The sequence below is a fragment of the Nonomuraea corallina genome, assembly GCF_027620315.1.
GTDB lineage: Bacteria > Actinomycetota > Actinomycetes > Streptosporangiales > Streptosporangiaceae > Nonomuraea > Nonomuraea corallina.
The window spans coordinates 1-25,062 of the sequence record NZ_JAPNNL010000065.1 but is presented as its reverse complement, the minus strand read 5'-3'; the positions used below and the strand labels follow the sequence as shown (position 1 = coordinate 25,062).

The 25,062-nt window shown below is 71.9% G+C and carries 25 protein-coding genes; 15 read left to right on the top strand and 10 right to left on the bottom strand.

The annotated features are described in order from the left end of the window. Nucleotides 1-46 precede the first annotated feature (46 nt). From OUY22_RS17885 to OUY22_RS17865, 5 genes are all read right to left on the bottom strand, one after another. Nucleotides 47-547, bottom strand: coding sequence for a methylated-DNA--[protein]-cysteine S-methyltransferase (locus tag OUY22_RS17885; protein ID WP_270156139.1), 501 nt, complete (start codon nucleotides 545-547; stop codon nucleotides 47-49). Beyond that, a complete protein-coding gene (locus tag OUY22_RS17880; protein WP_270156138.1) occupies nucleotides 544-2,007 on the bottom strand; it encodes an AlkA N-terminal domain-containing protein in 1,464 nt (487 codons plus the stop codon). The genes OUY22_RS17885 and OUY22_RS17880 overlap by 4 nt, the downstream gene beginning before the upstream one ends. Before the next feature lie 72 nt (nucleotides 2,008-2,079). Then, a complete protein-coding gene (locus OUY22_RS17875) occupies nucleotides 2,080-3,021 on the bottom strand; it encodes an NYN domain-containing protein (RefSeq protein WP_270156137.1) in 942 nt (313 codons plus the stop codon). 107 nt (nucleotides 3,022-3,128) lie between these two features. After that, nucleotides 3,129-3,341: an acyl-CoA carboxylase subunit epsilon gene (locus tag OUY22_RS17870; RefSeq protein WP_270156136.1), complete on the bottom strand. Its 213-nt coding sequence runs from the start codon at nucleotides 3,339-3,341 to the stop codon at nucleotides 3,129-3,131. Beyond that, nucleotides 3,338-4,924 carry an acyl-CoA carboxylase subunit beta gene (locus tag OUY22_RS17865; protein ID WP_270156135.1) on the bottom strand — a complete coding sequence of 529 codons (1,587 nt, stop codon included), beginning with the start codon at nucleotides 4,922-4,924 and terminating at the stop codon, nucleotides 3,338-3,340. The genes OUY22_RS17870 and OUY22_RS17865 overlap by 4 nt, the downstream gene beginning before the upstream one ends. Before the next feature lie 36 nt (nucleotides 4,925-4,960). On the opposite strand from OUY22_RS17865, the gene OUY22_RS17860 reads away from it, so the two are divergent. From OUY22_RS17860 to OUY22_RS17845, 4 genes are all read left to right on the top strand, one after another. After that, nucleotides 4,961-5,728: an ABC transporter ATP-binding protein gene (locus OUY22_RS17860; RefSeq protein ID WP_270156134.1), complete on the top strand. Its 768-nt coding sequence runs from the start codon at nucleotides 4,961-4,963 to the stop codon at nucleotides 5,726-5,728. After that, nucleotides 5,725-7,284 (top strand): hypothetical protein, encoded by a 1,560-nt coding sequence (locus OUY22_RS17855; RefSeq protein WP_270156133.1) that lies wholly within the window; start codon nucleotides 5,725-5,727, stop codon nucleotides 7,282-7,284. The genes OUY22_RS17860 and OUY22_RS17855 overlap by 4 nt, the downstream gene beginning before the upstream one ends. Before the next feature lie 68 nt (nucleotides 7,285-7,352). Then, complete coding sequence (locus OUY22_RS17850; RefSeq protein ID WP_270156132.1) at nucleotides 7,353-9,968, top strand: phosphoenolpyruvate carboxylase; 2,616 nt, start codon at nucleotides 7,353-7,355, stop codon at nucleotides 9,966-9,968. 24 nt (nucleotides 9,969-9,992) lie between these two features. Continuing rightward, on the top strand, nucleotides 9,993-10,445 hold the full coding sequence (locus OUY22_RS17845) for a nucleotidyltransferase domain-containing protein (RefSeq protein ID WP_270156131.1): 453 nt from the start codon (nucleotides 9,993-9,995) through the stop codon (nucleotides 10,443-10,445). Between the two features lie 136 nt (nucleotides 10,446-10,581). Here OUY22_RS17845 and OUY22_RS17840 read toward each other — a convergent pair whose 3' ends face one another. From OUY22_RS17840 to OUY22_RS17825, 4 genes are all read right to left on the bottom strand, one after another. Beyond that, complete coding sequence (locus OUY22_RS17840; RefSeq protein ID WP_270156130.1) at nucleotides 10,582-11,187, bottom strand: lysoplasmalogenase; 606 nt, start codon at nucleotides 11,185-11,187, stop codon at nucleotides 10,582-10,584. Between the two features lie 60 nt (nucleotides 11,188-11,247). Then, nucleotides 11,248-12,339, bottom strand: a complete 1,092-nt coding sequence (locus OUY22_RS17835; RefSeq protein WP_270156129.1) for an epoxide hydrolase family protein — start codon at nucleotides 12,337-12,339, stop codon at nucleotides 11,248-11,250. Between the two features lie 64 nt (nucleotides 12,340-12,403). Beyond that, entirely contained in the window at nucleotides 12,404-13,243 is an 840-nt protein-coding gene (fdhD, locus tag OUY22_RS17830; RefSeq protein WP_270156128.1) for a formate dehydrogenase accessory sulfurtransferase FdhD, read from the bottom strand. After that, on the bottom strand, nucleotides 13,240-15,444 hold the full coding sequence (locus tag OUY22_RS17825; protein WP_270156127.1) for an FdhF/YdeP family oxidoreductase: 2,205 nt from the start codon (nucleotides 15,442-15,444) through the stop codon (nucleotides 13,240-13,242). Before OUY22_RS17825 ends, fdhD begins: the two co-directional genes overlap by 4 nt. 111 nt (nucleotides 15,445-15,555) lie before the next feature. On the opposite strand from OUY22_RS17825, the gene OUY22_RS17820 reads away from it, so the two are divergent. From OUY22_RS17820 to OUY22_RS17780, 9 genes are all read left to right on the top strand, one after another. Next, entirely contained in the window at nucleotides 15,556-16,371 is an 816-nt protein-coding gene (locus OUY22_RS17820) for a biotin--[acetyl-CoA-carboxylase] ligase (protein ID WP_270156126.1), read from the top strand. 33 nt (nucleotides 16,372-16,404) lie between these two features. Beyond that, complete coding sequence (locus OUY22_RS17815) at nucleotides 16,405-16,917, top strand: PH domain-containing protein (protein ID WP_270156125.1); 513 nt, start codon at nucleotides 16,405-16,407, stop codon at nucleotides 16,915-16,917. 9 nt (nucleotides 16,918-16,926) lie between these two features. Further along, nucleotides 16,927-17,886 carry an adenylate/guanylate cyclase domain-containing protein gene (locus OUY22_RS17810; RefSeq protein ID WP_270156124.1) on the top strand — a complete coding sequence of 320 codons (960 nt, stop codon included), beginning with the start codon at nucleotides 16,927-16,929 and terminating at the stop codon, nucleotides 17,884-17,886. Nucleotides 17,887-17,902: 16 nt separating this feature from the next. After that, nucleotides 17,903-18,988 carry an S-(hydroxymethyl)mycothiol dehydrogenase gene (locus OUY22_RS17805; protein WP_270156123.1) on the top strand — a complete coding sequence of 362 codons (1,086 nt, stop codon included), beginning with the start codon at nucleotides 17,903-17,905 and terminating at the stop codon, nucleotides 18,986-18,988. Next, a complete protein-coding gene (locus OUY22_RS17800) occupies nucleotides 18,988-19,608 on the top strand; it encodes an MBL fold metallo-hydrolase (protein WP_270156122.1) in 621 nt (206 codons plus the stop codon). The genes OUY22_RS17805 and OUY22_RS17800 overlap by 1 nt, the downstream gene beginning before the upstream one ends. 96 nt (nucleotides 19,609-19,704) lie before the next feature. Next, nucleotides 19,705-19,881, top strand: a complete 177-nt coding sequence (locus tag OUY22_RS17795; protein ID WP_270156121.1) for a (2Fe-2S)-binding protein — start codon at nucleotides 19,705-19,707, stop codon at nucleotides 19,879-19,881. A 17-nt stretch (nucleotides 19,882-19,898) separates the two neighbouring features. Continuing rightward, a complete protein-coding gene (gene bfr / locus OUY22_RS17790; protein ID WP_270156120.1) occupies nucleotides 19,899-20,384 on the top strand; it encodes a bacterioferritin in 486 nt (161 codons plus the stop codon). Nucleotides 20,385-20,641: 257 nt separating this feature from the next. Beyond that, a complete protein-coding gene (locus OUY22_RS17785; RefSeq protein WP_012888073.1) occupies nucleotides 20,642-21,310 on the top strand; it encodes a response regulator transcription factor in 669 nt (222 codons plus the stop codon). A 2-nt stretch (nucleotides 21,311-21,312) separates the two neighbouring features. Continuing rightward, on the top strand, nucleotides 21,313-22,590 hold the full coding sequence (locus OUY22_RS17780) for an ATP-binding protein (protein ID WP_270156119.1): 1,278 nt from the start codon (nucleotides 21,313-21,315) through the stop codon (nucleotides 22,588-22,590). Here OUY22_RS17780 and OUY22_RS17775 read toward each other — a convergent pair. Next, nucleotides 22,574-23,089 (bottom strand): GtrA family protein, encoded by a 516-nt coding sequence (locus OUY22_RS17775; protein WP_270156118.1) that lies wholly within the window; start codon nucleotides 23,087-23,089, stop codon nucleotides 22,574-22,576. The genes OUY22_RS17780 and OUY22_RS17775 overlap by 17 nt on opposite strands. A 148-nt stretch (nucleotides 23,090-23,237) precedes the next feature. Here OUY22_RS17775 and OUY22_RS17770 point away from each other — a divergent pair, with 148 nt between their 5' ends. Together OUY22_RS17770 and purE are read left to right on the top strand one after the other, a co-directional pair. Then, on the top strand, nucleotides 23,238-24,386 hold the full coding sequence (locus tag OUY22_RS17770; protein ID WP_270156117.1) for a 5-(carboxyamino)imidazole ribonucleotide synthase: 1,149 nt from the start codon (nucleotides 23,238-23,240) through the stop codon (nucleotides 24,384-24,386). A gap of 14 nt (nucleotides 24,387-24,400) precedes the next feature. Then, nucleotides 24,401-24,889, top strand: coding sequence for a 5-(carboxyamino)imidazole ribonucleotide mutase (gene purE, locus OUY22_RS17765; RefSeq protein ID WP_270156154.1), 489 nt, complete (start codon nucleotides 24,401-24,403; stop codon nucleotides 24,887-24,889). The last annotated feature ends 173 nt before the right edge of the window (nucleotides 24,890-25,062 follow it).

The window sequence follows — 25,062 nt, the reverse complement described above, 5'->3', positions numbered from 1 at the left end:
GGCCCGGTCCCGCACGGTCCCGCACGGTCCGAGACGGCCCGCACGGTCAGCGACGGCTCGACTCGTGTTCGAGCAGCCACTCCTTGACGGCGACGCCGTAGTAGTAGCCGCCGAAGCCGCCCGTGCTGGGCAGGACGCGGTGGCACGGGACGAACGGGGCGATGAGGTTCCGGGCGCAGGCGCCGCCCGCCGCTCTGGCCGCCGACCTGGGCAGCCCCGCGCGTTCGGCCAGCTCGGCGTAGGTGACCGTGGTGCCCGCCTTGACCTGGCGCAGGGCCTGGTGCAGCGCCCGGCGCAGGGGTGAGCCCGGCTGCTCGGCCGGGATGGCGTCGAGGGCGTCGAGGTCGCCGGCGAAGTAGTCGCGCACCGCCCGTGACGCCGGGCCGAGGTCGTCGATCACGGTCAGGCCCTCGGCCTGGACGGCGGGGGCGAGCCTGGCGAACATCTCCTTGGGCTCAGGGGTGAAGCCGGCCGCGACGAGCACTCCGTCGCGTACCAGCACGGACAGCTCTCCCACCGGCGTCGGCAGGACCTGTGCGTCGATCATCGATGACTCCAGAGGTGCAGGGCGGCGTAGGCCCGCCAGGGCCGCCACCGTTCGAGGTGATCCTTCGGGATGCCCAGCTCGGCCATGCGCCGGTCCAGCACCAGGTCGCCGGTGGGCCAGGCGTCGGGGTCGCGCAGCGCGCGCAGGGCGATGTAGCCGGCGGTCCACGGGCCGATGCCGGGGACCGCGAGCAGCGCCTCGACCGCCTCGGCGGGCTCCTGGCCGCCGTCGAGGTCGATCCGGCCGCCGGCCACGCGGGTGGCCAGCTCTTTCAGGGTGACGACGCGCCTGCCGGTCAGCCCGAGCCCGGTCAGGTCGGCGTCGAGCAGGTCGGCGGCGGTGGGGAACAGCCGCCCGTCCCGCCCGGCCCGTTCGACCAGGCGGCCCAGCAGGGTGCGGGCGCCCGCCACAGAGATCTGCTGACCGACGACGGCCCGTACCGCCAGCTCGAACCCGTCGAACGCGCCCGGCACCCGCAGCCCCGGCCTGGCTTCGACGAGCGGGGCCAGTGAGGTGCCGCCGAGCACGTCGCGGACGGCGTCCGGGTCGGCGTCCAGGTCCATCAGCCGCCGGCAGCGGGCCACCACGCGGGCGAGCTGCCGGGTGTCGTCCACGGTCACGTCCAGCGCCAGGTGGCCGGGGCGCGGGGTGAGCGTGATCGTGCCGCCGGGGACGGCCCTGCTGTACGCGTGCTCGTCCGCGGTCTCCAGCCCGGGGATCGCGCGGGCGGCCAGGAAGGCCAGGACTGCGGCGACGTCGTACGGCTCACGCCGGTGCAGCCGCAGCCGCAGCGGCGCGACCCCCGCCCCGCCAGGATCCCCCTGGCCAGGACCGGCGGGCGCAGACGCCCGGACGGGGTCGGCGGCAGGGGCGGGCGTACGCGCCCAGCCGCCCGCGGTGGCGCGCAGTTCGCTCGGCGGGAAGCCGTACGTCTCGCGCATGGTGGCGTTGAACTGGCGGACGCTGCCGAACCCGGCGGCGAACGCCACGTCCGTGACCGGCAGCGCCGTCTCCGTCAGCAGTTGCTTGGCCAGCAGCAGCCGCCGGGTCCTGGCCACCGCCAGCGGCCCGGCGCCGAGTTCGGCCACGAACAGCCGGTGCAGGTGGCGCTCGGTGATGTGCAGGCGCCTGGCCAGGCCGGAGACGCCGTCCTCGTCCGCGGCCCCGTCGTCGATGAGCCGCAGCGCCCGGCCGACGAGGTCGCCGCGGGCGTCCCAGCCGGGGTCGCCGGGGGAGAGCTCGGGCCGGCAGCGCTTGCAGGGCCGGAACCCGGCGGCCTCCGCCGAGGCGGCATGCCGGTAGAATCGCACGTTCCTGGCGGCCGGCGTGCGGGCCGGGCAGATCGGACGGCAGTAGATGCGCGTCGTCTTCACCGCCGTGTAGAACCGCCCGTCGAACCGGGCGTCCCGCGCCGAGACGGCCCGGTAGCAGGCGTCGAAGTCGAGCTCCAGAGGAGACATACCTCTGAGACTATGCCTGCTCACCGGGGACGACTGGCGGGAATCGGACCTCAGTGCGGGCGGGGCCGGCGGCTATTTGGACGAGACGCCCACCCCCAGGTCGAACTCGCGGTAGACGCGCGCCCAGAACCCGTCACGCAGCCAGACCCGCGCCTCCGGGTAAGGCCGCAGCGAGTGGCCCAGCTCCTTCTCCGCCTCGATCAGCAGCTCGGTGTCGATCACGGTCGGCAGGATGGGGCCGGGCAGGAGGTCGCGGATGTTGTCGCGGCCCCGCGTCAGGATCCACTTCTGCGCCACGTGCTCGCCCACGTCCTCCACCCGTGGCCGGCTCGGCCCGAGCTTGGCCACCTGGCCGGGCTTGACGTGCGGCTTGACCGGTGAGCGGCCCGCGAACACCTGAGCGGGCGACGGCGCAGCCGCGGGCGGCGGGACCGCCACGGGCTGCGGAGCACGGCTGAAAAAGGGCCTCAGGAAATCAGCGCTGATCACTTCGACGGTGTCGGACTCCCACACCAGGCGCTCGGCCTGGTTGGTGCCGTAGGGCGGCTCCACCCCCCACAGATGGATGCGCACCCCGTACGCCTGCGCGGCCTCGACGGCGGGGACCATGTCCTCGTCGCCGGCCAGCAGGATGGTGTCGGTCACCGCGTGGTGCCTGGCCAGCGCCTCCAGGTCGCTCCTGATCTGCGCGTCCACGCCTTTCTGCTGGCCGCGCGCGTTCAGGTTGCCCAGGCGCACCTTCACCCAGGGCAGCTGGGCGATGACGCGCTGGTCGACGGTGGGCACGCGGTCACGGGCGGCGTCGTACCAATAGATCCGCAAGAGCTCACCAGAAATACGTTCCTCTGCATGTTTCTGAAGACTCTGGATGAGCTCATCCGCGGCCACACGATATTCCTTGCGTTCCTTCGCTCCAAGCAGCACTTCCCCCGCGGCAGCGTAGAGATATCCGACGTCCACCAGGACGGCGTACTTCGCTGCCACAGGGTGCGGCACCAGGTCTGGGATGGCCATGATGTCCTCCAGGCCGCGGCGTTAGTTGATCGGCCGACTATATACGCCTACTTTCTCTAGATAGTCCCAACTCCCGAGGAGATTGACACCCGATTCCCGGGATCGATCTAGGGCAGGGCGCTCATCCGCCAAGCCGACTTCCCCGAGGTGAGCGGCTTACGCATGTTTCTCACCGGGTTTCTCCACGATTGTGTACGGATTCGCGACGGCGCCTCCGGGGCGGCGGGCCGGGCCGCGAGCACGGCCACCAGAGCGGCGATCTCCTCGGGCGTGGCGTCGCCGCGCACGATGCGCAGGTGGGGACGTGATGGTTCGGTCACAGCGGGATGTTCCCATGCTTCTTCGGCGGCAGGGTGGCGCGCTTGTTGCGCAGGGCCCGCAGCGCCTTGACGATCTGCGCGCGGGTCTCGGAGGGGCGGATCACGGCGTCCACGTAGCCGCGCTCGGCCGCGATGTAGGGGTTGGCCAGCGTGTCCTCGTACTGGGTGACCCGCTGGGCGCGCTCGGCGTCGGGGTCGTCGGCGGCGGCCAGCTCGCGGCGGTAGAGGATGTTGACCGCGCCCTGCGCGCCCATGACGGCGATCTGCGCGGTGGGCCAGGCGAGGTTCACGTCCGCGCCGAGGTGCTTGGAGCCCATGACGTCGTACGCGCCGCCGTACGCCTTGCGGGTGATGACGGTGACCAGCGGGACGGTCGCTTCGGCGTAGGCGTACAGCAGCTTGGCGCCGCGGCGGATGATTCCGTTCCATTCCTGATCCGTACCGGGGAGGAAACCCGGCACATCAACAAAAGTCAGGATTGGGATATTGAAGGCATCACATGTTCGAATAAATCGAGCGGCCTTCTCGGATGCGTCGATATCCAGACATCCGGCGAAATGCATGGGCTGGTTGGCGACGACGCCGACCGGCCGCCCGTCCACCCGCCCAAACCCGACGACGATGTTCGGCGCGAAGAGCTCCTGCACCTCCAGGAACTCCCCGTCGTCGAGCACGTGCTCGACCACCCGGCGCATGTCGTACGGCTGGTTGGCCGAGTCCGGGATCAGCTCGTCCAGCTCCGCGTCGGGATCGAGGTCCTCGGCGGCCTCGTACGCGGGAGCCTCGTCCAGGTTGTTGCTCGGCAGGTAGGACAGCAGGGCCTTGACGTACTCCAGCGCGTCGGTCTCGTCGGCGGCCTGGTAGTGGGCCACCCCCGACCTGGTGTTGTGCGCGTGCGCCCCGCCGAGCTCCTCGAACGTGACCTCCTCGCCGGTGACCGTCTTGATCACGTCGGGGCCGGTGATGAACATGTGGGAGGTCTGGTCGACCATGACCACGAAGTCGGTCAGCGCGGGGGAGTAGACATGGCCGCCGGCCGCCGCGCCCATGATGAGCGAGATCTGCGGGATCACGCCGGAGGCGTGCACGTTGCGCTTGAAGATCTCCGCGTACAGGCCGAGCGCGACCACGCCCTCCTGGATGCGGGCGCCGCCGCCCTCGTTGATCCCGATGATCGGGCACCCGGTCTTCAGCGCCATGTCGATCACCTTGACGATCTTCTCGCCGTACACCTCGCCGAGAGACCCGCCGAACACGGCCACGTCCTGTGAGAAGACGCACACCTGGCGGCCGTCGACGGTGCCGTAGCCGGTGATCACTCCGTCGCCGTAGGGGCGCTTCTTCTCCAGCCCGAACATGGTCGACCGGTGCCGGGCGAACTCGTCGAACTCCACGAACGAGTCCTCGTCCAGCAGCGCGAGCACCCGCTCGCGAGCGGTCATCTTGCCCTTGGCGTGCTGTTTCTCGACCGCGGCCGCGGACCCGGCGTGCACCGCCTCGTCCCGCCGCCGCTCAAGATCGGCGATCTTCCCGGCCGTCGTGTGGATGTCCGGCATCGCCGGCATGGGTTCCGCAGCGCTCATGCGCGCAAGGGTAAACCCTGCTCATAGAGTGGCCGCATGAAGGATGCCGTTCGCACGACCGGCCTGTTCAAGAGGTATGGCGCGCAGGTCGCCGTCGCAGGGGTCGACCTGGTGGTGCCCGCGGGCAGCTTCGCCGGTCTGGTGGGGCCCAACGGAGCGGGCAAGACCACCACGCTGAGCATGATCACCGGGCTGCTCCGGCCCGACGGCGGTCACGCGGAGATCGACGGCTTCCACGTCTGGCGCGACCCCGTCGAGGTCAAGGCCCGCATCGGCGTGCTGCCCGAAGGGCTGCGGCTGTTCGAGCGGCTCTCCGGCCGCGAGCTGCTCCTCTACAACGGCAGGCTGCGCGGCATCCCCAAGGCCGAGGCCGAGCGGCGCGCCGCCGACCTGCTGCAGGTCATGGACCTGGCGGACGCGGCCGACAAGCTCGTCGTCGACTACTCCACCGGCATGCGCAAGAAGATCGGCCTGGCCGCCGCGCTGCTGCACAACCCGTCCGTGCTCTTCCTCGACGAGCCGTTCGAGGGCGTCGACCCGGTCAGCGCCAACACCCTCACCGAGGTGCTGCGCGGCTTCACCGCCTCCGGCTCCACCGTGATCTTCTCCAGCCACGTCATGGACCTGGTCGAGCGGCTGTGCGACTGGGTGTCGGTGATGGACCGCGGCCACATCGTCGCCCAGGGCCCGCTGGAGCGGGTGCGCGCCGGGCGCAGCCTCAACGAGGCGTTCCTGGAGCTGGTCGGCGGCACGCGGACGGGCGAGTCCCAGCTGTCCTGGCTCGGGCGGCGTGACGAGCCGTGACGACCGTACGGCTCTTCGCCGAGCTCAAGCTCCGCCTGCTGGCCGGCAACCTGCGCGGCGACCTCGAACGCAAGCTCGGGTTCGTCTTCACGCTCGTCGTGGCCGTGCTCGCGGCCGGGGCCGGCTTCTTCCTGATGGGCCTGATCCGGCTCGCGCCGCCGGACGTCGCCGCCGACCTCGTCATCGTGCTGTTCACCCTGTTCCTTCTGGCGTGGACGACCCTGCCGCTGATGGCGTTCGGCCTGGACGACACCCTGGACCCGGCGCGGCTGGCGCTGTTCCCGCTGCCCACGTCGCGGCTGGCGGTCGGCATGTTCACCGCCTCGGCCACCGGGGTGTGGCCGGCCGCCTCGCTGATCGTCACCGTCGGCGCGCTGGTCGCACTGGCCTCCGGCATCGGCGGCTTCCTGATCGGCACGCTGGCCGTGCTGCTGCAGTTCGCGCTCTGCCTGGTCGCCTCCCGGCTGGTGACCACCTCGCTGTCCGGGGCGCTGCGCAGCCGGCGCGGGCGCGACGTGCTGGCGGTCGCCGCGATCGGCGCGGTGCTGCTGTTCCAGCTGCCCAACCTGCTGCTCAACAGGGACATGGGCGACCCGGTGGCGCTGCTCCACGGGGCCGCGCAGGTGCTGCGCTGGACGCCGTCCGGCCTGGCCGCCCACGCCATCGCCGACGGCGGCTGGGCCGGCCTGGCCGAGCTGGCCGCCGTGGCTCTCGTGGTCGTCGCCGCCGCCTGGCTGTGGATCAAGTCGCTGAACCGCGCCCTGGTCACGACCGACGCCTCCAACCCGGCCGCCTCCGTACGCCGCGACAGCGGGCTCGTCGACCGGCTGCTGCCCGACGGGCCGCTCGCGGCCGTGGTCACCAAGGAGCTCAAGTACATGCGGCGCGAGCCCCGCTACCGCGTCGTCTGGTTCTCCGCGGTGGTGCTGACCGCGGTTCTGGCGATCTCGTTCGGCGGCGACGGCCCTTCCGGCCCCGCCGTGCCGATCGCGCTCACCGCGTTCGGCGGGCTGCTGGTCACGATGCAGCTGTGCAACGCGTTCGGCATCGACGGCCGCTCCCTGTGGATGAACGCCGTGGCCATCGGCTCCGAACGCGGCCTCAGCGTCGACCTCGCGGGCCGCCACCTGGCCGGCGCGATCGTCGGCATCCCGATCCTGGTGGCCGTCGCGGTCGTCACCGGAGTGCTGACCGGCGGCGCCGGCGGCATCGTCTGGGCGGTGCTCACGGGCCTCGGCGTGCTCGGCATCGGGCTCGGCGTGGGCGCTGTCACCAGCGTCGTCATCCCGTACACCGTCCCCGAGCGGCTCAACGCCTTCACCGGCGCCGCGCCCGGCCAGGGCGGGCAGGCGTTCGCCTCCTCCATGGGCGCGATGGCCGGGGTCGTCCTGCTGTCGCTGCCGCTCCTGGTGCCGATGCTCTTCGGCCTGCTCTGGGTGTGCGCGCTCGCTCCCTTCTACGGGCTGGCCGCCGAGGTGCTCGGACGCAGGCTCGCCGCACGGATCGGCTTCGCCAGGATGCCGGAGATCCTGGCCGCCGTCTCGAAGCCCGTCTGACCAGTGGTCTAGTCCAATAAGTGAGACCCCTCTGCGATGGCGCGGAAGCGGTGTATACGCTTCGAATCATGATTGACCAGGGGCTGGAGCATCGCAGTGCCGCCGTGACCGAGATGCCCGACGAGCTGCGCCGCGACGTGCGGATGCTCGGCAGCCTGCTCGGACAGGTGATCGCCGAGCAGGGGGGCGAAGACCTGCTGGCCGACGTCGAACGCCTGCGCAAGGCCGTCATCGCGGCCCGGCGCGGCGAGACGTCCGCCGACGAGATCGCCTCGATGGTGTCCGCGTGGGAGATCGACCGGGCGGTGGAGATCGCCCGCGCCTTCACCTGCTACTTCCACCTGGCCAACCTGGCCGAGGAGCACTATCGGATCCGGTCCCTGCGCCGCCGCGACACCGACGACGCGGTGCAGCGCGAGTCGCTGGCGCACGCCGTGCAGGAGCTGGGCCGTCAGCGCGTCGCCGAGCTCGTCCGCGACCTGGAGCTGCACCCCGTCCTGACCGCCCACCCGACGGAGGCGCGCCGTCGCGCCGTCGCCACCGCCATCCGGCGGGTCAGCCATCAGCTCACCGAGTTCAACACGCCCGGCAGGGGCGCCTCCGAGCGCGACGAGGCCAAGCGCCGCCTGCTGGAGGAGATCGACCTGCTCTGGCGTACGGCACAGCTCCGCAACACCCGGCTGGACCCGCTCGACGAGGTCCGCACCGCCATGGCCGCCTTCGACGAGACCCTGTTCCGGATGGTGCCGCAGGTCTACCGGTCGCTCGACGCGGCCCTGCACGACGGCACCGGCGCGCCGCTCGCCCGGCCGTTCATCCGCTTCGGCAGCTGGATCGGCGGCGACCGTGACGGCAACCCCAACGTCACCGCCAAGGTCACCCGCGAGGCGATCCAGATCCAGGCGGAGCACGTGCTCACCGCGCTGGAGAACGCCTGCTCGCGCATCGGCCGCACGCTCACCGCCTCCGCCCAGTTCGCCCCGGCCTCGGCCGGTCTGACGGCCGCGCTCGCCGCCTCCGTCGACCACCACCCCGACCTGGTCTCCGAACTGGCCACCCGGTCGCCGCGCGAGCCGCACCGGCAGTGGCTGCTGTTCGTGGCCGCCCGCATCGCCGCCACCCGCCGCCGCGACCTCGACCTCGCCTACCGCGGCCCCGGCGAGCTGCTCGCCGACCTGCGCCTGGCGCAGGACAGCCTGGCGGCGAGCGCGCCCCGCCAGGCGTACGGGGAGCTCCAGCACCTGATCTGGCAGGTGGAGACGTTCGGCTTCCACCTGGCCGAGCTGGAGGTCCGCCAGCACTCCCAGGTGCACGCGGCCGCCCTGGAGGAGATCCGCGCGGGCGGCGAGCTGTCGGAGCGCACCGAGGAGGTGCTGGCCACGATCCGGGTCATCGCCTGGATCCAGGACCGCTTCGGCGTCGACGCCTGCTCCCGCTACGTGGTCTCCTTCACCCGCTCCGCCGACGACATCGCCGCCGTGTACGAGCTGGTCGCGCACGCCCTGGGCGGGCGCCCGCTCGCGCTGGACGTGGTGCCGCTCTTCGAGTCCGGCGCGGACCTGGCCAACTCGCCCCGGGTGCTCACCGGCATGCTCGACATCCCGCAGGTCCAGGAGCGCCTGGCGGCCGGCGGACGGCGCATGGAGATCATGCTGGGCTACTCCGACTCGGCCAAGGAGCTCGGCCCGGCCGCCGCGACCCTGCGCCTGTACGAGGCGCAGGAGCAGCTCACGGCGTGGGCCGCCGCGCACGGCGTCAAGCTGCGCATGTTCCACGGCCGGGGCGGCGCCCTCGGCAGGGGCGGCGGGCCGGCCAACCGGGCCGTGCTGGCCCAGGCGCCCGGCTCTGTCGCCGGCCGGTTCAAGGTCACCGAGCAGGGCGAGGTCATCTTCGCCCGCTACGCCCACATGGCGATCGCCCGCCGCCACATGGAGCAGGTCGCCAACGCCGTCCTGCTGGCGTCCTCCGCCGCGGTCGGCGCCCGCACCGCCGCCGCGGCCGAACGCTTCCGCCCGCTGGCCGAGCGGGTCGCCAGGGCGTCCGAGGAGGCGTACCGCGCGCTCACCGAAGCCCCCGGCTTCCCCGAGTGGTTCGCCCTGGTCAGCCCGCTGGAGGAGATCGGCTCCCTGCGCCTCGGCTCCCGCCCGGCCCGCCGCGGCCTCGGCGCCCCGCGCTCGCTCGACGACCTGCGGGCCATCCCGTGGGTGTTCGCCTGGGCGCAGACCCGGGTCAACCTGCCCGGCTGGTACGGCCTCGGCACCGGCTTGGCCGCCGTCGACTCGCTGGAGGAGCTCCAGGCCGCCTACGCCGAATGGCCGCTGTTCAACGCGATGCTCGACAACGCCGAGATGTCGCTGGCCAAGACCGACCGCTCCATCGCGGCCCGCTACCTCGCCCTCGGCGGCAGGGACGACTTCACCGAGCGCGTCCTGGAGGAGTACGACCGCACCCGCACGCTGGTGCTGCGGGTCACCGGCCACAAGCGCCTCCTGGAGAACCGCAAGGTCCTCTCCCGCGCCGTCCAGCTCCGCGACCCGTACGTGGACGCGCTGTCGCATCTGCAGCTGCGGGCCCTGACGGTGCTGCGCACCGGCGAACCGTCCGACCACGAACGCGACCGCCTGTCGACCCTGCTCCTGCTGTCGGTCAACGGGGTGGCGGCGGGCCTGCAGAACACGGGCTGACGCACGGCGATATGGCCAGGTCACTTGCTTGAGGTCAATCGTCTGTCCGCCGCGGGCCTGGTCGCGGAGCGCAGGGTCGGCAACCTGCGCCTGGTCCATGCGGAGACGGACACGGCTGTGGCTCGGCCCCTGACCGACCTGCTGGCTCTCACCTACGGGCCGCTGGCTGTACTCGGAGACCTCCTGTCCGGCGTCGCCGCCGTCGAGGAGGCATACGTCTACGGGTCCTGGGCCGCCCGGTACGCCGGTGAGCCCGGCAGGGTCCCCCACGATGTGGACGTGCTCGTCGTCGGCACCGCCGATGTGGACGATCTTTATGACACGGCTCGGGCGGCGGAGCGGCAGCTCGGCAGAGAGGTCAATGTGCTCCAACTGAGCCGGGAGGAATGGGACCGCTCTCAAGGGGATCCCTTCCTTGAAACGATCAGGTCCAGGCCCTTGGTACGGATCCAGATCGATGAAGGGGAAGGCCGATGAGGTGGGAACAAGGGCGTACCGCCCCCGACGGCATGCTCGCCCGAGGCGAGATCGTCAAGGTTGAAGCAGTCCTTGGACTTTGTGGGGAAGGTCCTGGACCGAATGGAGCCCTACTGAGGGGATGCGACGGCGGCGATCACGCGGGCTGAGGGGGCGGGGTGGCGCGCAGGACGCCGCGGACGATCAGGAACTGGGCCAGGATGTAGGTCGTCATCAGCGCCACGCCGCGCCCGCTGAAGTCGGCGCCCGTCACGCCCAGCCCCACGAGGAAGTCGGAGAACACGAACAGCGCGCCGCCGATCCCCGCGACCGCGTTCACCCCAGCGGCGAAGGCCGCCATCGCCACCAGGACCAGGCCGTACGCCAGCACCGGCGCCGCCAGGCCGCCGAGCGGCTGCCACAGCGTCACGGCGGCGGCCGCCCACACCAGCAGGTAGGCGACGGCGGCCAGGCGCGGCCGGGAGCCCAGCCGGACGAACACGACGATGTAGCAGATCTGCATCACCAGGAACGCGGTCATGCCCACGAGGAACGCGACCTGGCCGTCCACGAGCAGCGCCACGTCCCCGGCGGTGGCGAACACCAGCCCGGTGGCCAGCAGCCGTTGCCGGGGCGCGGTCCGGAGGACGTACGCGGCCAGCACGAGACAGAGCAGTGGCTTGGCCACCCACTCCAGCCACTCGATGCCCCAGGCCACGGCGATGAGGTCGGCCACGGCGACCACCGCGAAGAGGATGAGCACCGGGTCACTGTAGCCGCGGGCCCGGCCGCCCTTCCGGCCGGGCCGCGTCAGGATGGGCCGTCAGGATGGGCCGCGTCGGGACAGGCCGTGGAAGAAGTCGCGGACGTCCGAGGTGAGGGCGTCGGTCGCGGTGTGGGCCGTGTAGTGGCCCCGGGCCGGGGCGGGGAGCGTTTTCCAGGAGACGATGGCGGCGTGGTCGCGCTCCGCGAAGGCGCGGATCGAGATGAAGTCGCCCTCGCCCATGGCCAGCGCCAGCGGCACGGTCGTCGGCCCGGACGGCCTCTCGGCGCGGGCGTTCTCCCAGTAGAGCCGGATCGCCGAGGCCGCGGTCCCGGTGAGCCAGTGGACGGCGGCGTTGGCCAGCACGAAGTCGTCGTCGAGGTCCTCGTCGAAGAGCTGGGCCAGCCAGCCGACCAGGCCCGAGGGCGAGTCCGTCAGGGCGTGGGCCAGGGTCTGCGGCTGCTGGGACTGCAGCACGTTGAAGGCGCCCTTCTCCTTCCAGAACCAGTCGAGCACCGCCAGGCCCCGCTGGTCCTCCTCCGACAGGCCGGCGAACTCGGCCGGGTCGCCGGAGGGGAAGGAGAAGACCTGGGTCACGTGGACGCCGACGCAGTGCTCGGGGTCGACGCGGCCGATCTCGGGGGCGATCATCGAGCCGGCGTCGTTGCCCACCGCGCCGTAGCGGGTGTGGCCGAGGCGTGCCATCAGCTCGGCCCAGGCGCGGGCGATGCGCCGGTTGTCCCAGCCCGGCTCCGTGACCGGGCCGGAGAAGCCGTAGCCGGGCAGTGACGGGATGACCAGGTGGAAGTGGCGCGACAGGGGCTCGACGGCGTCGAGGTACTCGACGACGCTGCCGGGCCAGCCGTGGGTGAGGATCAGCGGGAGCGCGTCCGGGTCGGCCGAGCGGACGTGCAGGAAGTGGATGTTCTGCCCGTCGATCTCGGTGGTGAACTGCGGGTGGGAGTTGAGCCTGGCCTCCACGGCGCGCCAGTCGAAGCCGTCGCGCCAGCGCGTCACGAGCCGCTTGACGCGCTCGACCGGGACGCCCTGGTCGACTCCGGGGATCTCGTCGGCGAAGCGGGTCCTCGCCAGCCGGTCGCGCAGGTCGTCGAGGCCGGTCTGAGGAATCTCGATGCGGAACGGACGGATCACAGCGGACTCCTCGTAAGGGAACGGAACGATTTGTTCTGCTCCCAGAGTACCAGAACGGAATGATTCATTCCATAAAAATCCGCTCATGGCCCGCGTACACGTTGCACCGCTCACCGCGCAGGAAGCCCACCAGCGTCAGCCCGAACTCCCTGGCCAGGTCGACCGCCAGCGACGAGGGCGCCGAGACCGCGCACACCACCGGCACGCCCGCCGCCAGCGCCTTCTGCATGATCTCGTAGCCGGCCCGGCCGCTCACCATGAGCACGTGCCCGGCCAGCGGGAGCCGGCCGCCCATGGCCGACCAGCCGACGAGCTTGTCCACGGCGTTGTGCCGGCCCACGTCCTCCCGTACCGCCAGCCGGACGCCGTCGGCCGTGAACAGGCCCGCCGCGTGCAGCCCGCCCGTCTTGCCGAACACGCCCTGACCGGCGCGGAGCGCGTCCGGGAGCCCGTACAGCACCTCCGGGGCGATCGGCGGCCCGCCGGGCGGGAGCGGATCGCACCGCTCGTGCAGCCGGTCCAGCCCGGCCGAGCCGCACACGCCGCACGCGCTGGAGGTCACGAAGTGACGCTCCAGCGCCGGCAGGTCGGGGACCGGCCCGCGCAGCCGCACGGTGACCGTGTTGTAGCGCTCCTCGGGCGGCAGGTCCTCGTCGGAGCAGTACGCGATGGACGCGATGCCGTCCGCCCCGGTCAGGCCCTCGCCGTGCAGGAACCCGGCGGCCAGCTCGAAGTCGTGCCCCGGGGTCCGCATGGTGATCGCCACGGTCCTGCGCGTCCCGTCGGCCCCGATCAGCCGGATCTCCAGCGGCTCCTCGGTGGCCAGGTCGTCGCGGCGCTCGCGGACCGTGCGCCCGGACAACTGGCGGATGCGGGCGCGGGTGGTGGGGCCGGGCCTGGTCACAGCGGCCGCACGGTGACGACGGCGTTGTAGTCGGGGATCCGCGCCTGCGGGGAGCGGCGCGCCTCGTCCAGCAGCACGTTGCCCTCCGGCCAGTGAATCTGGAGGTTCCCGGGGACGAGCGGGGCGCGCAGCACCTTGCCCCGGTACGTCCGCTCGCCCGCGCGCAGCTCGACCGGAGCGCCGTCGGCCAGGCCGAGCCGGTCGGCGTCGTACGGGCTCATCAGCACGGCCTCGCGCATGGCGCCGTTGAAGCCGTCAACGCGCTCGTGGACCATGCTGTTGAACTGCTTGCCGCGCCGCGTCGCGACGGAGAACGTGCCGTCGGGCCGCTCCAGCGCGGGCGGCTCGACCGCGGAGAACCCGCCCCGCCCGTCGGGCGTCGGGAAGCGGCCGCCGGGGCAGAGGTGGCGCCCGCCGTACTGGACGCTGTCGCCGAACCGCCGCAGCCCGGCGATGCCCTGGTAGAAGGGCACCGCGCGCTCGATCTCGGCGCGGATCGCGGGCGTGCCGGTGAACCGTACGAGTCGCGAAATGTCGGGATGTGTGGTGGCGGCCAGCTCGGTGAAGATCTTCCACTCCGGCCACGCCTCGCCGATCCGCGGCCCCTCCACCTCAGGCGAGTAGATCACCCGCCGCTCGGTCGAGGTCTCCGTCACCCCGCCCGCCATCTCGTAGCGCGTCTGCGCGGGCAGCAGCAGCACGTCACCCTCGGCCGGCACGAGCATCTGCGACGACAGCACGATGTCGACGTGCACCCGCAGTTTGAGCCGGGACAGCGCCTCCCGGCAGTAGCCCGGGTCGGGCAGCACCTCCAGGAAGTTGCCGCCCGAGGAGACCAGCACGTCCAGCTCCCGCGCGTGCGCCGCGTCGATCATGTCGGTCGCGGTCAGCCCCGGCGTCGCCGGCACCTCGAACCCCCACATCTCGGAGAACTTCGCCGCGTTCTCCGGCGTGACCGGCAGCCCGCCCGGCAGCCCCGTCGCGTACGCCCCCATCTCGGCCCCGCCCTGCACGCCGCTGTGGCCGCGGATCGGCATCAGCCCGCACCCGTCGCGCCCCACGAAGCCGCGGGCCAGGGCCAGGTTGACGATCGCGCGTACGTTGTCCTCGCCGTAGGCGTGCTGGGTGATGCCCATCGACCACACCAGCACGGCCGAGCGCGCCTCGCCCAGCATCCTGGCCAGCCGCAGCATCTCGTCCCTGGTCGACCCGGACAGCGCCTCCAGCACCTCCCACGACTGCGCCGACACGGCCCGGCGGACCTCGTCGAAGCCGGTGGTGTGCCGCGCGACGAAGTCCTCGTCGATCCAGCCGTTCTCGATCAGGTGCTTGAGCACCCCGTTCAGGAAGCCGATGTCGCCGCCCTGGTGGACGCCGAAGAACTCGTCAGTGATCTTCGTGCCGAACACGGCCGACTCGGCGTTGGACGGCACCCAGTACCGTTCCATCCCCGGCTCGCGGTAGGCGTTGACCATCGCGATCCGGGTGCCGGCCTTCTTGGCGTGGTAGAGGTACTTCATCGCCACCGGCTGGTTGTTCGACGGGTTCGACCCGATGAACACGATGAGGTCGGAGCCGATCCAGTCCTGGTAGGAGCAGGTCGTGGCCGCCGCCCCGATGGTGTCCTTGAGCGCGACCGTCGACGGCGAGTGGCAGATGCGCGCGGCGTTGTCGACGTTGTTGGTGCCGAGGGCGCGCACCGCCTTCTGGGCCGCGTAGTAGTTCTCGTTCGGCATGCCGCGACTGGTCAGGTAGGCGCCGAAGCGCGCGCCGCGCAGCCCGTCCGCGGCCACCCGCAGCGCCTCCTCCCACGACACGCGGGTGAAGCCCGGCTCGCCGGCGCGCCGCAGCATCGGGTACGGCAGCCGCCCCAGCGCCCGCAGCTCGGCGCTCTTCCTCCCGGCGAGCCTGTCGGCGTCGGCCAAGACCGACACGTCGAGCGCGGGCATCGTGTTGAGCGGCAGCAGCCGCAACCTGATGTTGCACAGGTGGACCTCCCGCATGGTCCAGTCGCGCATCCCCTTGGTGCCGAGCGCGCACCCGTCGCACGTCCCCCGGGTGAGGATCCGCCACGCGTAGCGCCGGTTGCCCTTGACCGAGCGGAAGGCCTTGACCAGCTCCAGGTAGTTGTTCGGCTTGCGCAGCCCGAGGCCGAACGGCCGCCACGAGGCCCAGTTGCGTGGATCCAATCGCTTGCTCATGCATCCATCTTGCTCCCGGCCGGTGGCTGCCTTCGCCCGGCCTCCCCGCGTACGGGAGGCGTACGGGAGGCGTACGGGAGGCGTACGGGAGGCGTACGGGAGGATGGTGAGGTGTCTCGATACTCCGACCTCGACCGCCCGCCCCTGTCCGAGGCGGCGCTCAACCGGGCGCTGGTCCGCCCCGGCTCGCTGTGGACGGGCGTCACCGTCGTCGACAGCACCGGCTCCACCAACGCCGACCTCGCGGGGGCCGCCAGGGCGGGCGCGCGGGAGGGCGCGGTGCTGGTCGCCGAGGAGCAGGTCGCGGGCCGGGGCAGGATGGGCCGGACGTGGACCGTGCCCGCCTACGCGGGGCTGACGTTCTCGGTCCTGCTCAGGCCCGCCGTGCCGGTCGCCGCGTACGGGTGGCTGCCGTTGCTGTTCGGCGTGGCCGCCGCGTCGGCGGTGCGCCGCCTGGCCGAGCTGGACGTGCGCCTCAAGTGGCCCAACGACCTGCTGATCGGGGAGCGGAAGCTGGCCGGGGTGCTGGCCGAGCGGGTCGACGACGGGGTGGTCGTCGGCATGGGGCTGAACGTGCTGCCGCGCGAGGACGAGCTGCCCGTCGCGACCGCGACCTCGCTCGCCGTGGAGCAGGCCGCCTGCCTCGACCGCGACCCGCTGCTGCGGGCCGTGCTGCGCGAGGTCGACGTCCACTACCGGGAGTGGAGCCGGGCCGGCGGCGACGCCGACGCCTGCGGGCTGCGCGCCGCCTACCTGGCCGTCTCCGCCACCGTCGGCCGCGACGTGCGGGTCGAGCTGCCCGGGGACGGCGTGCTCACCGGCCGCGCCACCGGCGTCGACCAGGCCGGCCACCTGCGGGTGCACTCCGGCGGCCGGGACCACACGCTCAGCGCGGGAGACGTCGTACACGTCCGCGCGACGCCATAGCCTCTGATCAGGCCGAGGTGGCACCATGTGCCCATGACCATTCCCGACCACCACCTGACCCAAGGTGAGCGCCGCGTCCGGTCCTTCAACCCGCACTGGAAGCGGCTGGTCGTCCCCTTCATCGCGCTCATCCTCATCGCCGCCGCCACCGGCGTGGCCATGTACTACATCCCCGGCACGTGGGAGTACGCCGGCTGGGCCCGCATCGCGGTCGCCGTCATCGGGCTGCTGCTGCTGACGACCTGGTCGTTCATCCCGTACCTGCAGTGGAAGAACACCGGCTACGTGCTCACCACCCACCGGTTCACGATCAGCACGGGCGTGCTCAACAAGTCGACCGACGACATCCCGATGACGAAGGTCAACACCGTCAGCTCCGACCAGACGTTCTTCGAACGGCTGCTGGGGTGCGGCACCCTCACCGTCGAGTCCGCGAGCGAGCGGGGCGAGATCGTGCTGCGTGACATCCCGCGCATCCAGGAGGTCCGCACCGAGCTGTTCCGGCTGCTGGAGGACGCCGGCGACGGCGAGGTGGACGGCCGGTAGCCTGCACGCGTGGACGAGCGCGCGCCGACGGCCAGGCAGATCGAGCGGCTCCTGTCCGGCCTGCCCTCCCGCTTCACCCGCAAGGAGGTCTCGGCCGAGGCGGGCGTCTCACGCGAGCTGGCCGAGCGGATCTGGCGGGCGCTCGGCTTCGCCACGCTCGCCGACGACGCGGTGGCGTTCTCCGACGCCGACGTCGAGGCGCTGTCGCGGGTGCGGACCATGCTCGACAGCGGGACGTTCGACGAGGAGAGCGTCGTCCGCATGGCGCGGGCGCTCGGCCAGACCACGTCCCGGCTGGCCCAGTGGCAGGCCGAGATCGTGATCGGGGCCATGGTGCCCGGCGGCCGCGAGCCGTCCGCCGGGGACCTCGACCGGGTGCTGGAGACGGCCAGGACCCTGCTGCCGGACTTCGAGCGGCTGCTCATCCACGTCTGGCGCGCCCAGCTCGCCGCGGCCAGCGCCCGCCTGCTGGCCGTCGCCGCCGTCGGCGACGAGCCCGTGCCGATCGCGGTGGGCTTCGCCGACCTGGTGTCCTTCACCCGGCGCTCGCGCGACCTGCCGGAGCGCGACCTGGCCGCGCTGGTGGAGGGGTTCGAGTCGCGGGCCGCCGACGTGGTGGCCGCGCACGGCGCCCGCCTGGTCAAGACGCTCGGCGACGAGGTGCTGTTCACCGCGTCCACGCCCGCCCAGGCCGCCGCCATCGCGCTCGACCTCGTCGACGCCGAGGAACTGCGGGTGGGCCTGGCGTACGGGCCGGTGCTGCCCATGCTGGGCGACGTCTTCGGCACCACCGTCAACCTGGCGGCCCGGCTCACCGCCATCGCCGCGCCCGGCACCATCCTGACCGACGAGGCGCTGGCCGGGGCGCTGAAGGGCGACGGGCGGTTCACCGTCCACCGGCACAGGAGGCGTCAGGCGAGAGGTCTCGGCGTGGTGCGCCCGCATGTCTTGCGGAGATCAGCCTCCTAGACACAAGATGGCTGGCATGCCGTACGAAGTGCAGGGTGTCATCGCCCGAGGTAAGGGCCAGGAAGTCTCTCTGGAAACGGTGCTCGTCCCGGACCCCGGGCCGGGCGAGGCGGTGGTGACCGTGCAGGCCTGCGGCGTCTGCCACACCGACCTCCACTATCGCCAGGGGGGCATCAGCGACGACTTCCCGTTCCTGCTCGGACACGAGGCGGCGGGCGTCGTGGAGGCGGTCGGCGAGGGCGTGACCGGCCTGGAGCCGGGCGACTTCGTCATCCTCAACTGGCGGGCCGTGTGCGGTCAGTGCCGGGCCTGCCTGCGCGGCCGGCCGTGGTACTGCTTCAACACCCACAACGCCACCCAGAAGATGACCCTCGCCGACGGCACCGAGCTGTCGGCCGCGCTCGGCATCGGCGCGTTCCTCGGCAAGACCCTGGTCGCCGCCGGGCAGTGCACGAAGGTCTCGGCCGAGGCGCCCGCGACCGTGGCCGGGCTGCTGGGCTGCGGCGTGATGGCGGGCATCGGCGCCGCCATCAACACCGGCGGCGTCACCCGCGGCGACTCGGTGGCGGTCATCGGCTGCGGCGGCGTCGGCGACGCCGCGATCCTCGGCGCGTCCCTGGCCGGCGCCGCCAAGATCATCGCCGTGGACGTGGACGACCGCAAGCTCGACTGGGCGCGCGGCTTCGGCGCCACCGACACCGTCAACTCCCGCGAGAGCGACCCGGTCGAGGCGATCCGCGACCTCACCGGCGGCTTCGGCGCCGACGTGGTCATCGAGGCGGTCGGCCGCCCCGAGACCTACGAGCAGGCGTTCTACGCCCGCGACCTGGCCGGCACCGTCGTGCTGGTGGGCGTGCCCACCCCGGAGATGCGCATCGACCTGCCGCTGCTGGACGTGTTCGGCCGGGGCGGCGCGCTCAAGTCGTCCTGGTACGGCGACTGCCTGCCCAGCCGCGACTTCCCGATGCTCATCGACCTGTTCCTGCAGCACCGGCTGCCGCTCGACAAGTTCGTCACCGAGACGATCGCGCTCGACCAGGTCGAAGAGGCCTTCCACAAGATGGAGCGCGGCGACGTGCTGCGGTCGGTGGTGATCCTCTGATGCTCGACAGGGTCATCACCTCCGGCACGTTCTCCCTCGACGGCGGCACGTGGGACGTCGACAACAACGTCTGGCTCGTCGGCGACGCCCGCGAGGTCGTCGTGATCGACGCCGCGCACGACGCCGAGGCCATCGCGCGGCGGGTCGGCGGGCGCCAGGTGCGCGCCATCGTCTGCACCCACGGGCACAACGACCACATCAACGCCGCCGCCGAACTCTCCCGCCGCACCGGCTCGCCGATCCGGCTGCACCCCGACGACCAGGTGCTCTGGGACCAGGTCTACGGGAGCGACGTCGCGTACGAGCCGCTCGCCGACGGCGAGAAGATCGAGGTCGGCGGGATCGAGCTGCGGGTCCTGCACACCCCCGGTCACTCGCCCGGCGCGGTCTGCCTGCACGCGCCCGAGGCGGGCGCGCTGTTCAGCGGCGACACGCTGTTCAAGGGCGGGCCGGGGGCGACCGGGCGGTCCTACTCGTCGTTCGACACCATCATCGAGTCGATCAAGAAACGGCTGCTCGTGCTGCCGCCGGAGACCGTCGTCCACACCGGCCACGGCGACTCGACCTCGATCGGCGTGGAGGCCCCTCACCTGGACGAATGGATCGCCCGCGGCCACTGACACGTCTTTATGGCGGAGCCCACATAGGCAAGCCTAACCTCAGTGAGCTACCTTAGGTATGCCTTACCTACTCTGCTCCCCCGAGAGGCTGCCCCGATGTACGTGTGTGTCTGTCGTGCCGTGACCGAGAACGACGTCCACGACTGCATCTCCGCGGGCGCCAGGAGCGCGAAGCAGGTGCGCGACACAACGGGCGCGGGGGGCGACTGTGCCCGTTGTGTACGGAAGATCTGTGCGATGCTGAAAAGGTCTGAGGACCTGACCACGGCATAGCACGAGGGGCCCGTTCCATGCAGGGTGACAAGCAGATCATCGAGTTGCTCAACGAGCAGCTCACGGCGGAGCTCACGGCCATCAACCAGTACTTCCTGCACGCCAAGATGCAGGAGAACTGGGGCTACACCAAGCTCGCCGAGCACACCCGCGACGAGTCGTTCGAGGAGATGCGACACGCCGAGCGGCTCACCGATCGCATCCTCTTCCTGGAAGGGCTGCCCAACTACCAGCGGCTGGGCACGCTCCACATCGGGCAGACCGTGCGCGAGCAGCTCCAGGCCGACCTGGAGGTCGAGCTGGGCGTCGTGCAGCGGCTGCGGCCCGCCATCGCGCTGATGCGCGAGAAGGGCGACATCACCTCCGCCCGCATCTTCGAGGAGATCCTCGCGGACGAGGAGGAGCACATCGACTACCTGGAGACCGAGCTGGAGCTCATGGAGACGCTGGGCGAACCGCTCTACCTCGCCCGCTACGCCGAGCCCCGGTCCGTCGACGACTGAGCCCGCCGTCACCCGCCGTCACCCGCCGCCCCTCGCGCGCCCTTCGGCGCCCGCCGCCGTCACCCCCGCCCGCCGGTTTTCCCGGCGGGCGGTCGCGTTTCTCGGAGGCGTAAGGGTTTGTCCCCGAGAAACGCGCTAATTTAATCACGACTAACCGACATTTAGTCGCGTTTGCCCAGGTCAATAGATAGGTCAACTACGAGTCAAACCGCGCGCTGTGCCCGGGAAACGATCGCCTAAGGTCCTACGATCGCCATATGACCTGCGTACTTCTCGCCGAGGATGACACCTCGATTTCCGAGCCGCTCGCGCGCGCCCTGCGCCGCGAGGGCTACCAGGTTGAGGTGAGCCCCGACGGCCCGCAGGCCCTGGAGAGGGCACTGTCGGGTGGGATCGACCTCATCGTTCTGGACCTTGGGCTGCCCGAGATGGACGGCCTCGAGGTGGCGCGGCGCATCCGCGCCGAAGGCCACGGCACTCCGGTGCTCATCCTCACCGCCCGCGTGGACGAGGTCGACACGGTGGTCGGCCTCGACGCCGGCGCCGACGACTACGTCACCAAGCCGTTCCGGCTCGCCGAACTGCTCGCCCGGGTCCGCGCCCTGCTGCGGCGCGGCACGTCGGAGACCCCGGTCGTCCAGGGCGTCCGCATCGACGCCGACTCCCGGCGCGCCTGGATGGGCGACAAGGAGCTCCACCTCACCACCAAGGAGTTCGACCTGCTGCGGGTGCTCGTACGCGACGCCGGCAAGGTCGTCACCCGCGAGCAGATCATGCGGGAGGTGTGGGACACCAACTGGTGGGGCTCCACCAAGACCCTGGACATGCACATCTCGTGGCTGCGCCGCAAACTGGGCGACGACGCCGCCAAGCCCCGCTACATCACCACCGTCCGGGGAGTCGGCTTCCGCTTCGAGCGCGAGTAGGCATGCGCCGACGCCTGCTCTCCTCAACCCTCCTCGTCGCGGCCATCGCCGTTCTGCTGCTCGGGGTGCCCCTGGGCGTCGTGGTCAGCCGACTGATCGTCGACGAGGCCGCCCAGGAGCTCAGGGCCGAGGCGACCCGCCTGGTGGGGGAGGTCGAGTACGCCCGCATCCAGGAGACGCCGCTCGACCCGCAGCAGCTGGAGCAGAAGTACCCGGACCGCTACATCCAGATATTCGAGCGCGGGAACCCCCCCAAGGCCACCGTCGTCGGCACGCCGCCGCCCTCGGGTCAGGAGATGACCGAGGACGCCGAGTCCGACAGCGGCATCTTCGTCCGGGTGAGCCGCGACCGGGCCCAGGTCGAGCAGGACGTGTACGCGCGCCTGCTGCTGATCGTCGCCCTGGCCGTCGCGGCTCTCGCCGTCGCCGTCGGCCTGGCCATCGTCCAGTCGCGCCGGCTCTCGCTGCCGCTGCGCGACCTGGCCATGATCGCCGAACGGCTCGGCTCGGGAGACGCCCGGCCGAGCAAGCACCGCTACGGCATCCCCGAGCTCGACCGGGTCGCCCAGGTCCTCGACCGCAGCGCCACGCGCATCTCCGACCTGCTCACCCGCGAGCGCGAGTTCGCCACCGACGCCTCACACCAGCTCCGCACCCCGCTGACCGGCCTCACCATGCGGCTTGAGGAGATCGTCGCCGCCTCCGACCACCCCGACGTCGTCCGGGAGGAGGGCGAGGCGGCCATCGTGCAGGCCGAGCGGCTCACGGCGGTGATCGACGAACTGCTCGCCGCGGCCCGCCGCCAGCGCCACTCCCAGGCCGAGCCCATCTCCATCGACGAGGTGCTGGTCCAGCAGGTGACCGAGTGGGACCCGGTGTTCCGCGGCGTGGGCCGCAGGCTCGTCCTGGCCGGCACCCGCGACCTCAAGGCCCTGGCCACCACCGGCGGCTTCGGCCAGGTCATCGCCACGCTGCTGGAGAACTCGCTGCGCCACGGCGGCGGCACCGTCACCGTGACCACGACGAGCGGCGACAACTACGTGGTGATCGAGGTGACCGACGAGGGCCCCGGCATCGACGACGAGATCGCGCCCAAGATCTTCCAGCGGAACGTGAGCGGCGGCGGGGGCACCGGCCTCGGGCTGACGCTCGCCCGCGCGCTGGCCGCCGCCGACGGCGGCCGGCTGGAGCTGGTACGCAGGAGGCCCGTCACGTTCGCCGTCTTCCTGCGTCCGGCCGACGGCCAGGACCGCAACCGCGTCGTCAGCGGTCCTGCCTGACGCCGACGTCCGGCAGCTCGGCCGGGATCGGCGTGGTGGCCTCCAGGAACACCCACTTCTTGTAGGACCAGTAGCGGAACAGGGTGCCGAGGCCGACGCCGACGATGTTGGCGATGTTGAGGCTGAGCGGGTCGTCGAGCTTGAGCGTGTAGGTGGTGAACCCGATCACCAGCACGCCGAACAGCAGCGCGATGCCGTTCATCAGGAAGAACAGGAAGTATTCGCGCCCCAGGCCGCTCTGCTCCCGGTGGCGGAACGTCCAGAAGCGGTTGCCCGCGTAGGCGAACGTGGTCGAGATCGTCGTGGCCGCCACCTTCGAGGTCATCGGCCCGATGCCGACGACCAGGTGGAAGAAGTTGAGCGCGCCCAGGTCGATCAGGAACGCGAGGCCGCCGATGATGCCGAACTTGGTGAGTTCGTGCAGAAGGGCGGCGAACCGCTGGTACAAGCTCTTGACGAACCGCACGTTTCTGCTCGGCCCTTCTGCCTCGTCAATCACGACCACTTCAGCGTACCGGCGTACCTTACCGCCCGCGTCAGGATCCTCTTTCCTGAACACTTCCCCCCATAGCGCGATTTTCATCTGATGACCGGGTAAGGGTCTCTACCTGGGAGTGACCGGGAGGCGGCCGGTATGCTCACCTCACGTGAACGCATACAGCCCCATCGGCCCCGTCGTCGGCATCGTCGGCGCCGGGCAGCTCGCCCGGATGACCCAGCCCCCGGCCATCGCCCTCGGCGTGGAGCTGCGCGTGCTCGCCGGCGCCCCCGACGAGAGCGCGGCCCGGGTCATCGTCGACACCGTCGTCGGCGACTACCGCTCCCTCGACGACCTGCGCGCCTTCGCCCAGGGCTGTCACGCGATCACGTTCGACCACGAACACGTCCCCGGCGAGCTCATCCGGGCCCTCGTCGACGACGGCCACGCCGTCCACCCCGGCCCCGGCGCCCTCCTCCACGCCCAGGACAAGGCCGTGATGCGTGAGCGGCTGACCGCGATCGGCGCCCCGTGCCCCGCCTGGGCCCGAGTCTCCGACCCCGGCGAGGTGGCCGCGTTCGCCGCCGAGCACGGCCGGCCGGTGGTCCTCAAGGCCATCACCGGCGGCTACGACGGGCGCGGCGTGTGGGTGTGCGACTCCGAGGAGGCCGCGGCCGAGGCGTTCGCCGCCGGGTCGCCGCTGCTGGCGGAGGCGTTCGTGCCGTTCGAACGCGAGCTGGCCGTGCTCGTCGCCCGCTCCCCGCACGGCCAGGGCGTCAGCTACCCCGTCGTCGAGACCGTGCAGCGCGACGGCATCTGCGTCGAGGTGCTCGCCCCCGCCCCCGGGCTCGACCCCGAGGAGGCGGCCGAGGCGCAGCGGGTCGCCCTGCGGATCGCCGAGGAGCTGGGCGTCACCGGCCTGCTGGCCGTCGAGATGTTCCAGACCGGCCAGGGCCTGGTCGTCAACGAGCTGGCCATGCGCCCGCACAACAGCGGCCACTGGACGATCGAGGGCTCCCGCACCTCCCAGTTCGAGCAGCACCTGCGGGCCGTGCTCGACCTGCCGCTCGGCTCGCCCGCGATGACCGCCCCCGCGGTCGTCATGGCCAACCTGCTCGGCGGCGACGACCCCGACCTGTTCAAGCGGTACGAGCACGTCATGGCCCACGACCCCGGCGTGAAGGTGCACTTCTACGGCAAGCAGGTCCGCCCCGGCCGTAAGATCGGCCACGTCACCGCCGTCGGCGACGACCTCGACGAGGTCAGGGCCCGCGCCCGCCACGCCGCCGTCTACCTCATGACCGGGGAGTACACGTGAGCATCGGCATCGTCATGGGCAGCGACTCCGACTGGCCGGTGATGAAGGCCGCGGCCGAGGCGGTCGCCGAGTTCGGCGTCCCGTTCGAGGCCGACGTGGTCTCCGCCCATCGGATGCCCACGGAGATGATCGAGTACGGCCGCCGGGCCGCCGGCCGCGGCGTGGAGGTCATCATCGCGGGCGCGGGCGGCGCCGCCCACCTGCCCGGCATGCTCGCCTCGGTGACGCCGCTGCCGGTGATCGGGGTGCCGGTGCCGCTGAAGTACCTCGACGGCCTGGACTCGCTGCTGTCGATCGTCCAGATGCCGGCCGGGGTGCCCGTCGCGACCGTCGCCGTCGGCGGCGCCCGCAACGCCGGCCTGCTCGCCGTACGCATCCTCGCCGCCACCGACGCCACCCTGCGCGCCCGCATGGTCGAGTTCCAGGAGCGGCTCAAGGAGCAGGCGCACGCCAAGGGCGAGCGGCTGCGCGCCGAGGCCGCGGCGCTCAAGCCGGCCGATTGATCCGCCCGCCGGCGGAGACGGCCGTGCCGGCCGTGCTGGCGGTCCACGCCGCCCGGGTCCGCGCCGCCGACCCGCTGGCAGGCGGCCAGGACCGGCTGGCGCGGCCCGGCCCGGGGGAGGAGCTCCTCGAGGTGCCCGGCGGCGTCGGCCTGGCCACGGTGGACCGTGCCATC

What these genes read in the sequence shown, in the direction of transcription:
- OUY22_RS17885 (WP_270156139.1), bottom strand. Translation starts at nt 547, where the DNA reads ATGATCGACGCACAGGTCCTGCCGACGCCGGTGGGAGAGCTGTCCGTG.
- OUY22_RS17880 (WP_270156138.1), bottom strand. Translation starts at nt 2,007, where the DNA reads ATGTCTCCTCTGGAGCTCGACTTCGACGCCTGCTACCGGGCCGTCTCG.
- OUY22_RS17875 (WP_270156137.1), bottom strand. Translation starts at nt 3,021, where the DNA reads ATGGCCATCCCAGACCTGGTGCCGCACCCTGTGGCAGCGAAGTACGCC.
- OUY22_RS17865 (WP_270156135.1), bottom strand. Translation starts at nt 4,924, where the DNA reads ATGAGCGCTGCGGAACCCATGCCGGCGATGCCGGACATCCACACGACG.
- OUY22_RS17860 (WP_270156134.1), top strand. Translation starts at nt 4,961, where the DNA reads ATGAAGGATGCCGTTCGCACGACCGGCCTGTTCAAGAGGTATGGCGCG.
- OUY22_RS17850 (WP_270156132.1), top strand. Translation starts at nt 7,353, where the DNA reads ATGATTGACCAGGGGCTGGAGCATCGCAGTGCCGCCGTGACCGAGATG.
- OUY22_RS17825 (WP_270156127.1), bottom strand. Translation starts at nt 15,444, where the DNA reads ATGAGCAAGCGATTGGATCCACGCAACTGGGCCTCGTGGCGGCCGTTC.
- OUY22_RS17815 (WP_270156125.1), top strand. Translation starts at nt 16,405, where the DNA reads ATGACCATTCCCGACCACCACCTGACCCAAGGTGAGCGCCGCGTCCGG.
- OUY22_RS17805 (WP_270156123.1), top strand. Translation starts at nt 17,903, where the DNA reads ATGCCGTACGAAGTGCAGGGTGTCATCGCCCGAGGTAAGGGCCAGGAA.
- OUY22_RS17800 (WP_270156122.1), top strand. Translation starts at nt 18,988, where the DNA reads ATGCTCGACAGGGTCATCACCTCCGGCACGTTCTCCCTCGACGGCGGC.
- OUY22_RS17795 (WP_270156121.1), top strand. Translation starts at nt 19,705, where the DNA reads ATGTACGTGTGTGTCTGTCGTGCCGTGACCGAGAACGACGTCCACGAC.
- bfr (WP_270156120.1), top strand. Translation starts at nt 19,899, where the DNA reads ATGCAGGGTGACAAGCAGATCATCGAGTTGCTCAACGAGCAGCTCACG.
- OUY22_RS17785 (WP_012888073.1), top strand. Translation starts at nt 20,642, where the DNA reads ATGACCTGCGTACTTCTCGCCGAGGATGACACCTCGATTTCCGAGCCG.
- OUY22_RS17780 (WP_270156119.1), top strand. Translation starts at nt 21,313, where the DNA reads ATGCGCCGACGCCTGCTCTCCTCAACCCTCCTCGTCGCGGCCATCGCC.
- purE (WP_270156154.1), top strand. Translation starts at nt 24,401, where the DNA reads ATGGGCAGCGACTCCGACTGGCCGGTGATGAAGGCCGCGGCCGAGGCG.